Origin of the sequence: Streptomyces hazeniae, assembly GCF_031845485.1 — a bacterium.
In the GTDB taxonomy this organism is placed as follows: domain Bacteria; phylum Actinomycetota; class Actinomycetes; order Streptomycetales; family Streptomycetaceae; genus Streptomyces; species Streptomyces hazeniae.
In genome coordinates this window covers 19,515-32,668 of record NZ_JAVREQ010000021.1, presented here as the reverse complement: position 1 = coordinate 32,668, position 13,154 = coordinate 19,515, and the positions used below count along the sequence as shown (strand labels likewise).

Genomic DNA, 13,154 nt, shown 5'->3' with positions numbered 1-13,154 from the left:
GCAACCTCCTTGCCGCAGCCGCGCACGACGAGCGGCCGCTCAGCGGAGGACGGCCGCGGACTCCGGCGGGAGGAGCAGCATGCCGTCCTCGTGCTGGGAGGCGGTGCTCCAGGTGGCCAGCATCTCCAGGTGCGCGGGCAGTGGTACGGCCGCCGTCTCGCCCGGATGCAGGTTGACCGCGATGCTCAGCGGCCCGCTGCTCAGCGCCAGCCAGCGGGTGTCCTCGTCGTACGTCACACGGGCCGCGCCCAGCGAGGTGTGGGCGAGGCCGGGGTGGGCGCGGCGCAGGGCGATCAGGTCCTGGTGCCAGGCCAGCAGGGCCGCGTGCGGGTCGCGTTCCGGTTCCGACCAGTCCAGGCAGGAACGCTCCCGGGTCTGCGGTGCCTGCGGGTCCGCGACGTCACCGTCCCAGCCGTGCGCGGCGAACTCCGCGCGCCGCCCCTCGCGCACCGCCCGGGCCAGGTCCGGGTCGGTGTGGTCGGTGAAGTACAGCCACGGCGTACGGGCGCCCCACTCCTCGCCCATGAACAGCATCGGCGTGAACGGCGAGAGCAGGACCAGCGCCGCCGCGCAGGCCAGCAGGCCGGGGGGCAGGGATACGGCGAGACGATCCCCGGCCGCCCGGTTGCCGACCTGGTCGTGGTTCTGCGCGAAGCCGACGAGGCGGTGCGTCGGCGTCATCGGATCCAGCGGAGCGCCGTGCCGCCGCCCGCGGAACGACGAGTACGACCCGTCGTGGAAGAAGCCGCCGGTGAGAGTCTTGGCCAGGGCCGCCATCGGCGCGCGGGCGAAGTCCGCGTAGAGGGCCCCCGCCTCACCCGTGAGCGCGACGTGCAGCGCGTGATGGAAGTCGTCGTTCCACTGCGCGTGCAGGCCGTGGCCGTGCACCGTGCGCGGCGTCGTGGTCCGCGGGTCGTTCCGGTCGGACTCGGCGACCAGGAACAGGGGACGGCCGGTCTCGGCGGCGAGGGCGTCGACGGCCGCCGACAGCTCGTCCAGGAAGTGCCGCGCCCGGTCGTCGGCCAGCGTGTGCACGGCGTCCAGCCGCAGACCGTCCAGGCGGAAGTCGCGCAGCAGCGCGAGAGCACTGCCGCCGAAGGAGGCCCGCACCTCGTCCGAGCCGGCGTCGTCGAGGTTGACGGCGTCGCCCCACGGCGTGCGGTGCCGGCCGGTGAAGTACGGGCCGTAGGCGGGGAGGTGGTTGCCGGACGGACCGAGGTGGTTGTGCACCACGTCCAGGACGACGCCCAGGCCCGCGCCGTGCGCGGCGTCCACGAAACGCGCCAGCCCGTCCGGCCCGCCGTACGGCTCGTGCACCGCCCACGGGGCGACGCCGTCGTAGCCCCAGCCGTGTGTCCCCGGAAAGGGTGACACCGGCATCAGCTCCACGTGGGTGACGCCGAGACGCGCGACGTGCGGCAGCCGCGCCGCCGCGGCGTCGAAGGTGCCCTCCGGAGTGAACGTGCCGACGTGCAGCTCGTACAGGACCGCGCCGGCCAGCGGCCTGCCCTGCCACGGATGCCGCCACTCGTACGCGCCCGGGTCGACGACGGCGCTGAGTCCGTCCGGCCCGTCCGGCTGCCGCCGGGACCGCGGGTCGGGCAGTACGGGGCCGCCGTCCAGCGCGAACCCGTACCGCGTGCCCGGCCCGGCCTCGACGCGCAGCGTCCACCAGCCGGGCCGGGCCGGGTCGCGCTCCATCGGAAGCCCGCGGGCCTCCAGCCGGAGCACCACACCCTCCGCCGCGGTGGGCGCCCACACCTCGAACAGCATGGTTCCCATGCTGCGGCAGGGCACCCCGCGCGGCTAGCTCATGCAGTACCGGTGCTGGACCACCGGGTAGCCCGCACGGGCGAAGTGGGCGGCCATCGGGGCGTTGCCCAGGTCGGTGGCCGCCGCGATCTCGCGCGCCCCCTCGCCGACGAGCTGGTGCGTGCACTCGACGAGCAGGTCGTACGCGTAGCCGTGACCACGTTGCCCGGCCACGACGCCGATGAATCCGACGACCGGCCCGTTCGGATTGCGGCCGGGGATCTGCAGGCCGACGGTCTCGCCGTCCGGCGTGCAGGCCACCCGCCACCAGTCGCGGGGCGAGGGCATCCAGTGGAGGAACTCCAGCTCGTCCCGGGCGGCGGCTTCGACGCCGTCGGTGTCGAGCAGGGCACGGGCGTGGGCGTCCAGCGACCCCTGTTCGACGCCGCGCAGCACGTCGAGGATCACCTCGTCGTCCGGTTCCGGCCGGAAGACGAGCCGTCCCGGACGTTCCGGAAGCCCACAGGCGGGCGTCCACAGGTAGCGGAAGCGCTCCACCAGGGGCCGGTAGCCGGCCTCCCGGGCGGCGTCGATGCGCTCCTCGGCGGCGGCGCGCACCGCCGGGTCGTCGCGCCAGCCGGGCGGCAGCATGATCTCGTACTCGCGGTGCGGCATGGCCCGCAGCAGCCGCACGCCGGCCTCGCGCTCGCCGGGGGCGAAGTCGAACCAGTCGAGGACCTTCGGCTCGTCGTCGCCGGGCGCGCCCCACAGGGCGGCGCGGGCGACGACGACGCCGTCCCGCAGGGCGACCCACGTCCAGTCGGGGCGGTACTCGCCCCCCTCGGCGTGCGTCGCGTACGGGCGGCCGAGCAGCGGACGGCCGACCAGCCCGGGGTCGGACAGGGAGGTGAACAGTGCGCGGGCCTCGTCCTCGACGAGCGCGCGGATGACCAGTGCGGTCATGGGGATCCTTCCGGAAGGCGTGTCGCGCTCCCGGTCAGCGGTGAGAGATCGCCCGGTGGCAGGGGCGGGAGCGCATGGTCGTGGTGCGGTGCATCGCGCTCGCCTCCTTCCTGCGGTCTCGCGGGCGTGAGCGGCACGTTAGTCCGCGCGGCCGCCGGGCGTCCACGGGTTTTCCGCACGACCCGGCGGGGCGGCGTGCGGGAGGTCGTTCGGCACGAAGCCGAGGTGCTCCGGCCCGGCGCCCGGGTGTCCGGCGCGGCGGTCGAGCAGCGCCGCGAGCTGCGGCGGCCACAGGGCCTCCTCGGCCGCGGCCAGTTCGGCGGGAGTCCACCACCGCCAGGTGAGGATGCCGTCCGCGCGGTGCGCGGGGGCGAGGTCGCCGATGGGCTGCCTGCGCGGTCCCCGGCCGAGGTAGACGTGCTCGTGCTGCCGCACCGGCACACCCTCCCGGGTGTAGTCGTGCTCCCAGGTGCACAGCAGCCCGCCGGGCTCGACGTCGGTCCAGCCGGTCTCCTCGCGCAGCTCCCGCACCGCCCCCTCGCGCGGGGTCTCGCCGGGGTCGAGGCCGCCGCCGGGCATCGCCCAGTGCACCCCGACCTCCTCGTTGTCGTAACGGAACAGGAACACTGCACCCTGCGGGTCGAGAACCGCGATACGGGCCGCCTGCCTGGGGGTTCGCATGCGCACGACCCTATCCGGAGGGGTGCTGCGGAACGCCCGGATTCTGGACAGGAGTTCACCGCTTCCGGAGAATGGAGGCATGACGTCTCTCGAGTTCAGCGCGTATCCGCCGCGCTTGTCCGACGGCGACCGGGAACGCGCGCTCGAGGTGCTCCGGGAGAGCGCGGCGGACGGCAGGGTGTCGCAGGACACCTTCCTGCGGCGCATGGAAGTCATCCTGCACGCCCAGCGGCACGACGAACTCGACCTGGTCCTGGGCGACCTGCACCACCGCCGGTCCGGCGGCACGCACTGGCTGTACCGGATGGTGGGCAGGGCGTCGGCCTTCCCCGTGCTGCTGCGCCGCGCCTGGCAGCGGGAACGGCTGCCGGAGCTCATGCTGCCCGGGCCGGGCCCGTACCCGTTGTCGATCGGACGCGCGCCGGGTTCGATGCTGCGGCTGACGCACCACACCGTCTCCCGGGCGCACGCCCAGCTCCGGCACACCGGCGCCGGCTGGAGCCTGCGCGACCTGGGTTCCAGCAACGGCACCTGGGTCAACGGGCGGCGTGTCACCGGCAGTGTCGCCGTACGCCCCGGCGATCACGTCCAGTTCGGCCAGGCGGGCTTCCGTCTGACCGCTCCGTGACGCCGTGACGGTCGCGCCGGCGCGCGCGAGCGGCGTGCGCCGGAACGGCGGGGCGCCGGGCGTCTGGGCGCCCGTTCTCGCCAACCTGCTGCTGGGCGTCCTCGCCGTCGCTCCGCTGTGGTGCCTGCAGTGGCTCCTGGTGGTGTACCCGGCGGTGGACTGCGGCGGCGGGGTCGGCTGCGACAAGGAGGCGGGCGGTGACGCGCTCGGGGCGGCGATCGGCGCGCTGGTGGGTGGCGTGATCGTCCTGGGCCTCCTGCTCGTCGTCGACGTGCTGATGCCCCGCCAGGAGCGGTGGCCGGTCCACCACTGGCTCGGCGCGGCGGTCCTGATTCCCCTCCCGTACGTCGCCGGGCAGGCCATGGGCCTGCTCTGAGGCTCCGCGTGTCCGCGTGGCTCAGCCGTCCTCGGGGCCGAGGATGAAGCGCTGGATCGCCGTGGCGGCCGCCCCGCGTGCCCAGAGGGAGAAGTCGATCGGCTGGATCTCGTACGAGGTGGGGGTCGCGGCGGCGTGGCGGTCGGCGCGCATGCCGTCCTCCAGGGCCTCGCGGCCCACCTCGGCGAGGCCGATGCCCTCGCCGGTGAGGACGACGCGGCGCGCCATGGTGAGCGAGGAGACGACGGTGATCAGGCGTCCCAGCGCGTGCGCGGACGCCGCCACCACCGGCGAGGCGACCCGGTCGCCGTCGGCGGCCATCCGCAGGCACTCCTCGTAGGAGACCGGTCGGCGCACCCCGGTGGAGACGGCGGCGGCGATGCTGGGCGCGGCGAGCATCGCGGTGGCGCAGCCGCGGTGTCCGTCCGGGCAGTAGGGGCCGTAGGGGTCCAGCGGCAGGTGCGCGATCAGGCCGAGTCCGGCGTCGGGGCTGTCGACGATGCGGTCGTGCACGACCAGCCCGTAGCCGACGCTGATGCCGGTCGTGAGCACGGCGAACCGGTCGTGGCCGCGGCCGGCGCCGAACCAGTGCTCCGCACGGGTGAGGGCGAGCAGGTCGTTGTCGACCACGCTCGGCACGCCCAGCGCCTCGGTGAGCAGGGCGCCGAGCGGCACCTCGCGCGTCCAGTGCAGGAACGGCGCGGCGGTGACCGTGGCGTGGTCGGCGACCTGTCCGCCGAGGCTGAGCCCCGCCGCGGTCAGCTCCGGTACCCGCCGGGCGAGGGCTTCCGCCTCACGCCGCACGGTCGCCACCACGTCACCGGGGGAGTGCCCGGGCAGTGCGGCGCGGGCGCCGGCCACGATCTGCGCCCGCAGGTCGGTCACCACCAGGTGGGCGTCCTCGTCGGTGACCTTCACGCCCAGGAAGTGGTGGGCGTCGGCCGCGATGTCCAGCGGCCGGGTGGGACGGCCGGCGCCGCTGCGACTGGGGCCGGCCTCGACCAGCAGGCCGCTCTCCAGCAGCGGCGCGGTCAGCCGGGTGAGGCTGCCGGCGGACAGCCCGATCCGCCGGGCGAGTTCGCTGCGCGGGGTCGGGCCGCGCATGAGCACCGCGAGCATGATGGCCCGCGCCGCGTCGGACAGCGGCGCCCAGGGGGGCTGCGGGAGCGCGGTCACCTTCGCGTGCCTCCGGGGGCGGTAGGGGGCGTGTCCGGACGGGGCTCATCCTTGCAGCGGGCCTCCGGGACGGGCTCCGTGCACCCGGCGGCGCCACCCGGCGCGGCACCCCGACTCACCGTGCTTATTTCCATATCAGAACTTACCCCAGGCCCTCCGTGCGCGAAATCGTCACCCGACCCGTCCGGCGCAAGGTGTTGACGCGCCGAAGCTTCTGCGCCAAAACTAACCGCGACATCACGCACCACACCCATCCCGAGGACCGATCGATGCGCGACAGCGGCACCGCCGGCGACGGCACCCCCTCGAACGCCCCCTCGTACGTCCACCTCCGTGCCGGCGGCGTCTCCCTCGTCCTCGACCGCACCGGGGACGGCCTGCCACGGGTGCTGCACTGGGGCGCCGACCTCGGCCCGCTCTCCGACGACGCGCTGACCGCGCTGGCCGTCGCCGCCCGGCCGCAGGTGGTCTCCAGCTCACTGGACGTACGGGTCCCGCTGTCGTCGGTGCCCGAGCAGTCCGCCGGATGGCTCGGCACTCCTGGCCTCACCGGCCACCGCGACGGCGCACACTTCTCCACCGCCTTCACCGTGGCGGACGTCGCCACCCGCGCCGACGGGCTGACCGTCGACGCGGTGGACCCGCAGGCCGGCCTCGCCCTGCGTCTGGAGGTCGAGATGAGCGCGTCCGGCCTGGTCCGGCAGCGCGCCACCGTCACCGACACCTCCGGCGACGGCGCGGCGCCGTACACCGTCGACGGCCTGCTCCTCGCGCTGCCGCTGCCCGCCCGCGCCACGGAACTGCTCGACCTCGCCGGACGCCACCTGCGTGAACGCAGCCCGCAGCGCCACGACTTCACCCTCGGCACCCACCTGCGGGAGAACCGGCGCGGCCGCACCGGCCTGGACGCCACCCTCGTGCACGTCGCCGGGGAGGACGGCTTCGGCTTCCGGCACGGCGAGGTGTGGGGCCTGCACACCGCCTTCAGCGGCAACCACCGCTCCCTCGCGGAGCGGACGGCCGCCGGGGTGCGCATGCTCGGCGGGGGCGAGACCCTGCTGCCCGGGGAGGTGCGCCTCGGGCCCGGCGCGTCGTACACCACGCCCTGGGTGTACGGCTCCTACGGCCGCGGTCTGGACGAGATGGCCGGCCGCTTCCACCGGCACCTGCGGGCCCGGCCGCACCACCCGCGCACCGCCCGCCCGGTCACCCTCAACACCTGGGAGGCCGTCTACTTCCGCCACGACTTCGACAAGCTGTGCGCGCTCGCCGACGCCGCCGCCGAGGTGGGCGCCGAGCGGTTCGTGCTGGACGACGGCTGGTTCCTCGGCCGCCGCGACGACCGGGCCGGCCTCGGCGACTGGTACGTCGACCCGGAGGTGTGGCCCAAGGGCCTGCACCCGCTCGTCGACCACGTCCGGGGCCTGGGTCTGGAGTTCGGCCTGTGGGTCGAACCGGAGATGGTCAACCCGGACTCCGACCTCGCCCGCGCCCACCCAGACTGGGTCCTGGCGGCGGGCGGCCGGACGCCTCCCGAGGCCCGGCACCAGCAGGTTCTGGACCTCGGCCACCCCGACGCGTACGCGTACATCCTCCAGCGGCTCGACGCCCTGATCGCCGAGTACCGGCTCACGTACCTGAAGTGGGACCACAACCGCGACCTGGTCGACGCCGGACACGGTCCCGACGCCCGGGCCGGCGTGCACGCGCAGACCCTCGCCGTGTACCGGCTGCTCGACGCACTGCGGACCCGCCACCCCGGACTGGAGATCGAGTCCTGCTCCTCCGGCGGCGGCCGTGTCGACCTCGGCGTGCTGGAGCGCACCGACCGGGTGTGGACCAGCGACTGCATCGACGCACTGGAACGCCAGGGCATCCAGCGGTGGACCGGCCTCCTGCTGCCCCCCGAACTCCTCGGCGCCCACGTCGGCGGCCCCCGCGCGCACACCACCGGCCGCCGCCACACACTCGCCTTCCGCGCCGGCACCGCCCTCTTCGGCCACTTCGGCATCGAATGGGACCTGACGAAGGCCTCGGACGAGGAACGCACCGCACTCGCCCGCTGGGTCGCCCTGCACAAGGAGCTGCGCGACCTGCTGCACACCGGCGACGTGGTGCGCGGCGACCACCCCGACCCGGCCCTGTGGGTGCACGGCGTCGTCGCCGCCGACCGCTCCCGGGCCGTGTACGCGCTCGTGCAGACCGAGACGTCCGTCCAGTCCGCCGGCGAACGCGTCACCCTGCCCGGACTCGACCCGGACGCGGTGTACCGGCTCGCGCCGCTGCCGCCCGGCGACCGCCCCGAGGGTCCGACCCGCGACGCGCTGCCCTGGTGGCGGGACGGCGTCGAACTGCCCGGCCGCGCGCTGGCCGCCGCCGGCGTCCACGCGCCCACCCTCTACCCCGAACGCCTCGTCCTCCTCGAAGCCCGCCGGGTCGGCTGACCGCGCACCGGACACGCACGCCCCGGGGGTCCCGGAGCCGGTCCACACCCGGAGCCGGCCCACCCGGAGCCGGCCCACACCGGAGACGAGCGCCACCGAGAACGCCCGCGCGCCGCCTCCGCGAAAGGAAGCAGATGATACGCAGCAAAGCCGTCGCCGCCCTCGCGGCCACCACCCTGCTGGTCGGCGGGTGCGCCGGAGCCGAAGGCAGCGAAGCAGGCACCGTCAGCCTGGACTTCTTCCAGTTCAAACCGGAGGCCGTCGGCACCTTCGACCGCCTCATAGCCGACTTCGAGAAGCAGCACCCCCGCATCGACGTGGTCCAGCACCACGTGCCGGACGCCGAGACCGCCCTCCGCACCCGGCTGGTCAAGGACCGGGTCCCCGACGTCATGACCCTCAACGGCAACGGCACCTTCGGCGAACTGGCCTCCGCCGGCGTCTTCCACGACTTCTCCGGCCATCCCGCGGCCGACCGCGTCACCCCCGGTGTCCAGCAGGTGCTGAACGACCTCGGCACCGCCGCCCCCGGCGAGGTCAACGGGCTCCCCTTCGCCTCCAACGCCGGCGGGGTGATCTACAACGAGGACCTGTTCGCACGGCACGACGTGGACGTGCCCCGCACCTGGGACCAACTCCTCACCGCCGCCGACACCTTCGAGAAGGCCGGCGTCACCCCCTTCTACGGCACCCTCGCCGACGCGTGGACGGCGCTCCCGGTCTTCAACCAGTTCGCCGCGAACATCCCCCCGGACGACTTCTGGGACGAGCGCCGCGCCGGCCGCACCAGCTTCGCCGAGGCCTACCCCGACGTCGCCGCCAAGCTCACCGAGGTCTACCGGCACACCCAGAAGACCCGCTTCGCCCGCAACTACGACGCCGGCAACAAGGCGTTCGCCGACGGCGAGGCCGCCATGCTCGTCCAGGGCAGCTACGCGCTCCCCGCCATCCGGGCCCACGAGCCCGCGTTCGAGATGGGCACCTTCCCGATGCCCACCGGCGACGACCCCGGCGCCACCCGCCTGGTCTCCGGCGTCGACGTCGCGCTCACCATGGGCCGCGACACCGAACACCCCGACGAGGTGCTGGAGTTCATCGACTTCCTGATGACCGAGGACGTGGTGACGTCCTACGCCGAGGAACAGAGCGCCGTCCCCACCCTCGACGGGACCGACCCCGCCGACCCCGCCCTCGCGCAGCTGGAGCCGTACTTCGCGCGGGGCCGCGTCACCGGCTTCCCCGACCACCAGATCCCGCTCGCGGCCGGGCTGGAACCGCTGCTCCAGCAGTTCCTCCTGGACGGCCGCACCGACGCCTTCCTGCGCGCCCTCGACGACAGCTACGACCGCGTCCTCGCCCGCACGTCCTGACCGCGCCCCTCATCCGGAAAGGAGGAGACATGACCGTACTCACCGACCCGAAGGCCGCGCCCGAGACCACCCCCGCGCGGGAGGCCGCCCCCGCCCCGCGCCGCCGCCCGCGCACCGAAGCCGCGTACTACTGGATGGTGCTGCCCGCGCTGGCGCTGTTCCTGCTGCTGCACACCACCCCCGTGCTGCGCGGCATCTACTACAGCTTCACCGACTTCGCGGGCTACGGCTCCTACGAGTTCGTCGGCCTCACGAACTACCTCAACCTGTTCGAGGACGCACGGATCGCGGAGAGCTACCTCTTCACGTTCCAGTTCGCCGCCGTCGCGACCGTGCTCACCAACGTCGTGGCCCTGGCCGTCGCCCTCGGACTCCACGCCAGGATCCGGTTCCGCGCCACGCTGCGCGGCGTCTTCTTCACCCCCAACGTGCTGTCGATCCTCATCGTCGGCTACGTCTTCAACTACCTGTTCACCTACTCGCTGCCCGCCATCGGCGAGCACCTCGGCATCGACGCACTCAGCACCAGCATCCTCGCCGACCCCGACCTGGCCTGGGTGGGCGTGGTGATCCTCGCCGTGTGGCAGGCGGCGGCGTTCAACATCATCATCTACCTGGCCGGCCTCCAGACCGTCCCCGAGGACCTGCACGAGGCCGCCACCCTCGACGGCGCCGGGCCCTGGCAGCGCTTCCGTTCCGTCACGCTGCCGCTGATCGCGCCGTTCGTCACCATCAACACCGTGCTCTCGCTGCGCAACTTCCTCCAGGTCTTCGACCACGTCGAAGCGCTCACCGCAGGCGGACCGGGCAGCGCCACCACCTCGGTCTCGTACCTGATCTACAAGGGCGGCTTCAAGGGCGGCGAGTACGCCTACCAGACCGCCAACGCGGTGCTGTTCTTCGCCGTCATCGTCCTGATCTCCGTCTTCCAGATGCGCCTGCTCCAGCGCCGCGAGGTGAACCTGTGATGCCGTCGACCTCCACCCCCGCGCCGATACGCGGGGACGAGCACCCCGCCCGGGCGAAGCGCGCCCGGCCGCGCGTCAACTGGTGGCTCACCGGTGTGATGGCGGCCCTGTCCCTGACGGTGCTCGTCCCGCTGTACTTCACCGTCGTCACCGCACTGAAGACCACCGACCAGCTCGGCGGCTCCGGCTTCGGCCTGCCCGACACCGTGCGCTGGGCCAACTTCGCCGACGCCTGGACCCTGACGAACTTCCCCAGCGCCCTGCTCAACAGCGCGCTCATCACGGTCGGCGCCGTCGCCGTCACACTGCTCACCAACTCGCTGGTGGCGTACGCCATCGCCCGCAACATGCACCGCAGGCTGTTCCGCGGGCTGTACTACTACTTCGTCTCGGCGCTGTTCGTGCCGTTCCCGATCATCATGCTGCCGGTCGTGAAGCAGACCTCGCTGCTGGGCCTCGACAACCAGGCCGGACTTGCCCTGCTCTACGTCGTCTACGGCCTCGCGCTCAACATCTTCCTCTACGTCGGCTACCTGCGGTCCGTGCCCCGCGAACTGGAGGAGGCCGCCCGCACGGACGGCGCCGGCACCTGGACCATCTTCTGGCGCATCATCTTCCCCCTGCTGAAGCCCATGAACGCGACCGTCGGCATCCTCACCTGCCTGTGGGCGTGGAACGACTTCATGCTGCCGCTCGTCGTCCTCTCCGACCCCGCCGAGCAGACGCTCCCGCTCGCCCAGTACGTCTTCCAGAACCAGTTCAACACCGATTACCCGGTGGCCTTCGCGTCCTACCTGATGGCGATGGCACCCGTCCTGCTCGTGTACGTCTTCGCCCAGCGCTGGGTGATCTCCGGAGTCATGCGAGGTTCCGCCAAGTGACCCTGCCCACCGCCGTGTCCCCCTCCGCGCAGCCGTCCGGACCGCCCCCGCCCGGTGACGAGGCCTGGTGGAAGTCGGCCGTCGTCTACCAGATCTACCCCCGCAGCTTCGCCGACAGCGACGGCGACGGCGTCGGCGACCTGCGCGGCATCCTCGGCCGCCTGGACCACCTGCACGACCTCGGCGTCGACGTGCTGTGGCTGTCGCCCGTCTACCCCTCCCCGCAGGACGACAACGGCTACGACGTCGCCGACTACCAGGACATCGAGCCCGTCTTCGGCACCCTGGCCGACTTCGACGAACTGCTGGCCGCCGTGCACGCGCGCGGCATGAAGCTCGTCATGGACCTCGTCGTCAACCACACCTCCGACGAGCACCCCTGGTTCGCCGCCTCGCGCGGCGACGGTCCGGGCGGCCCGAAGCGCGACTGGTACGTCTGGCGCCCCGCCCGCGACGGCATGGAGCCCGGCACCCCCGGCGCCGAGCCCAACAACTGGGGCTCGGCGTTCTCCGGCCCCGCCTGGACCTGGGACGAGGCGAGCGGCGCGTACTACCTGCACCTCTTCTCGCCCAAGCAGCCCGACCTGAACTGGGAGAACCCCGAGGTCCGGCAGGCGGTGTACGCCATGATGCGCTGGTGGCTCGACCGCGGGGTGGACGGCTTCCGGATGGACGTCATCAACCTCATCTCCAAGGAACCCGGCCTGCCCGACGGCCCGGTCACCGGCGGCGCCCCCTACGCCGGCGGGCTCGCCGCCTGCATGGGCGGCCCCCGGCTGGAGGAGTTCCTGCAGGAGATGCACCGCGAGGTCTTCGCCGACCGCCCGCAGCGCACCCTCACCGTCGGCGAGATGCCCGGGGTCACCGTCGACCAGGCCCGCCGCCACACCGACCCCGGGCGGCGGCAGCTCGACATGGTCTTCCAGTTCGAGCACATGGGCCTCGACCAGGACGGCGACAAGTACACCCCCAAGCCCCTGCGCCTCACCGACCTCAAGGCCTCGCTCGGCCGCTGGCAGTCCGGCCTCGACCAGGTCGGCTGGAACAGCCTCTACTGGTGCAACCACGACCAGCCCCGCATCGTGTCCCGCTTCGGCGACGCCACCGACGAGCCGTCGCGGGTCCGGTCCGCGACCATGCTCGCCACCGTCCTGCACCTGCACCACGGCACGCCGTACGTCTACCAGGGCGAGGAACTGGGCATGACGAACGCGCCGTTCACCCGGATCGAGGACTACCGGGACGTGGAGGCCCGCAACCACTACGCGCACGCCGTCGCCGCGGGCGCCGACCCGGCGGACGTCCTCGCCGGGCTCGCCGCGATGAGCCGCGACCACGCGCGCACCCCGATGCAGTGGACCGCCGGGCCCAACGCGGGCTTCACCACCGGCGAACCCTGGATCGCCGTCAATCCCGACCACGTGCGGGTCAACGCCGAGGCGGCGGTGGCCGACCAGACGTCCGTCTACCACCACTACCGGCGCCTCATCGCCCTGCGCCACGACGAACCGGCGGTGGCGCGCGGCCGCTTCGAGATGCTGCTGCCCGACGACGAGCGCGTGTACGCGTTCCTGCGGCACGACGAGGCCGCAGGGGTGGAGCTGCTGGTGCTCGGCAACTTCACGGGCTCCGCCGCGGAGGTCCCCCTCCCCGCCGGCTGGGCCGGCGCCGAGCTGCTACTCGGCAACGTCCCCGACCCCGCCCCGGCCGCCACGACCGTCACCCTCGCCCCCTGGGAGGCCCGCATCCACCGCCGCACCGTGTCCACCTGACCGCGGCCAGCCTCCCCGGCCGGTCTCCTCGAGCCCACGACCCTTCAATGGTGGAGGCGAAGGGGAACTCGTCGAACTCGCGCTGGCCGTCCTGCGGGTAGTCCGCTCCCCAGTGCCGGCCGTGGGCCCGGATGGCCTCGGCG

At 73.4% G+C, this 13,154-nt stretch carries 11 protein-coding genes; 7 read left to right on the top strand and 4 right to left on the bottom strand.

Annotated features, from left to right (window positions below; all coding sequences use genetic code 11):
- Positions 1–39 precede the first annotated feature (39 nt).
- The 3 genes from treZ to RM572_RS21205 all read right to left on the bottom strand — a co-directional run bounded on the left by treZ (position 40) and on the right by RM572_RS21205 (position 3,396).
- On the bottom strand, positions 40–1,773 hold the full coding sequence (gene treZ / locus RM572_RS21215; protein ID WP_311674968.1) for a malto-oligosyltrehalose trehalohydrolase: 1,734 nt from the start codon (positions 1,771–1,773) through the stop codon (positions 40–42).
- 33 nt (positions 1,774–1,806) lie between these two features.
- Entirely contained in the window at positions 1,807–2,715 is a 909-nt protein-coding gene (locus RM572_RS21210; RefSeq protein ID WP_311674967.1) for a GNAT family N-acetyltransferase, read from the bottom strand.
- A 138-nt stretch (positions 2,716–2,853) separates the two neighbouring features.
- A complete protein-coding gene (locus RM572_RS21205) occupies positions 2,854–3,396 on the bottom strand; it encodes an NUDIX hydrolase (RefSeq protein ID WP_311674966.1) in 543 nt (180 codons plus the stop codon).
- 79 nt (positions 3,397–3,475) lie between these two features.
- Here RM572_RS21205 and RM572_RS21200 point away from each other — a divergent pair, with 79 nt between their 5' ends.
- Complete coding sequence (locus RM572_RS21200; protein WP_027764424.1) at positions 3,476–4,024, top strand: FHA domain-containing protein; 549 nt, start codon at positions 3,476–3,478, stop codon at positions 4,022–4,024.
- 4 nt (positions 4,025–4,028) lie between these two features.
- A complete protein-coding gene (locus RM572_RS21195) occupies positions 4,029–4,400 on the top strand; it encodes a hypothetical protein (RefSeq protein ID WP_311674965.1) in 372 nt (123 codons plus the stop codon).
- Positions 4,401–4,421: 21 nt separating this feature from the next.
- Here RM572_RS21195 and RM572_RS21190 read toward each other — a convergent pair whose 3' ends face one another.
- Positions 4,422–5,576 carry an ROK family transcriptional regulator gene (locus RM572_RS21190; protein WP_311674964.1) on the bottom strand — a complete coding sequence of 385 codons (1,155 nt, stop codon included), beginning with the start codon at positions 5,574–5,576 and terminating at the stop codon, positions 4,422–4,424.
- A gap of 269 nt (positions 5,577–5,845) precedes the next feature.
- Here RM572_RS21190 and RM572_RS21185 point away from each other — a divergent pair, with 269 nt between their 5' ends.
- The 5 genes from RM572_RS21185 (at position 5,846) to RM572_RS21165 (ending at position 13,011) form a co-directional block, all read left to right on the top strand.
- On the top strand, positions 5,846–8,020 hold the full coding sequence (locus RM572_RS21185; protein WP_311674963.1) for an alpha-galactosidase: 2,175 nt from the start codon (positions 5,846–5,848) through the stop codon (positions 8,018–8,020).
- Between the two features lie 134 nt (positions 8,021–8,154).
- The gene (locus RM572_RS21180) at positions 8,155–9,390 is read left to right on the top strand and encodes an ABC transporter substrate-binding protein (RefSeq protein WP_311674962.1); all 1,236 of its coding nucleotides are present in this window, start codon (positions 8,155–8,157) and stop codon (positions 9,388–9,390) included.
- A gap of 29 nt (positions 9,391–9,419) precedes the next feature.
- Entirely contained in the window at positions 9,420–10,358 is a 939-nt protein-coding gene (locus RM572_RS21175) for a carbohydrate ABC transporter permease (RefSeq protein WP_311674961.1), read from the top strand.
- Positions 10,358–11,239: a carbohydrate ABC transporter permease gene (locus RM572_RS21170; protein WP_311674960.1), complete on the top strand. Its 882-nt coding sequence runs from the start codon at positions 10,358–10,360 to the stop codon at positions 11,237–11,239. Before RM572_RS21175 ends, RM572_RS21170 begins: the two co-directional genes overlap by 1 nt.
- Positions 11,236–13,011 (top strand): glycoside hydrolase family 13 protein, encoded by a 1,776-nt coding sequence (locus RM572_RS21165; protein ID WP_311674958.1) that lies wholly within the window; start codon positions 11,236–11,238, stop codon positions 13,009–13,011. Before RM572_RS21170 ends, RM572_RS21165 begins: the two co-directional genes overlap by 4 nt.
- The last annotated feature ends 143 nt before the right edge of the window (positions 13,012–13,154 follow it).

Coding starts and splice junctions, on each gene's coding strand:
- RM572_RS21205 (WP_311674966.1), bottom strand. CDS start 3,396: ATGCGAACCCCCAGGCAGGCGGCCCGTATCGCGGTTCTCGACCCGCAG.
- RM572_RS21200 (WP_027764424.1), top strand. CDS start 3,476: ATGACGTCTCTCGAGTTCAGCGCGTATCCGCCGCGCTTGTCCGACGGC.
- RM572_RS21185 (WP_311674963.1), top strand. CDS start 5,846: ATGCGCGACAGCGGCACCGCCGGCGACGGCACCCCCTCGAACGCCCCC.
- treZ (WP_311674968.1), bottom strand. CDS start 1,773: ATGCTGTTCGAGGTGTGGGCGCCCACCGCGGCGGAGGGTGTGGTGCTC.
- RM572_RS21210 (WP_311674967.1), bottom strand. CDS start 2,715: ATGACCGCACTGGTCATCCGCGCGCTCGTCGAGGACGAGGCCCGCGCA.
- RM572_RS21175 (WP_311674961.1), top strand. CDS start 9,420: ATGACCGTACTCACCGACCCGAAGGCCGCGCCCGAGACCACCCCCGCG.
- RM572_RS21180 (WP_311674962.1), top strand. CDS start 8,155: ATGATACGCAGCAAAGCCGTCGCCGCCCTCGCGGCCACCACCCTGCTG.
- RM572_RS21170 (WP_311674960.1), top strand. CDS start 10,358: ATGCCGTCGACCTCCACCCCCGCGCCGATACGCGGGGACGAGCACCCC.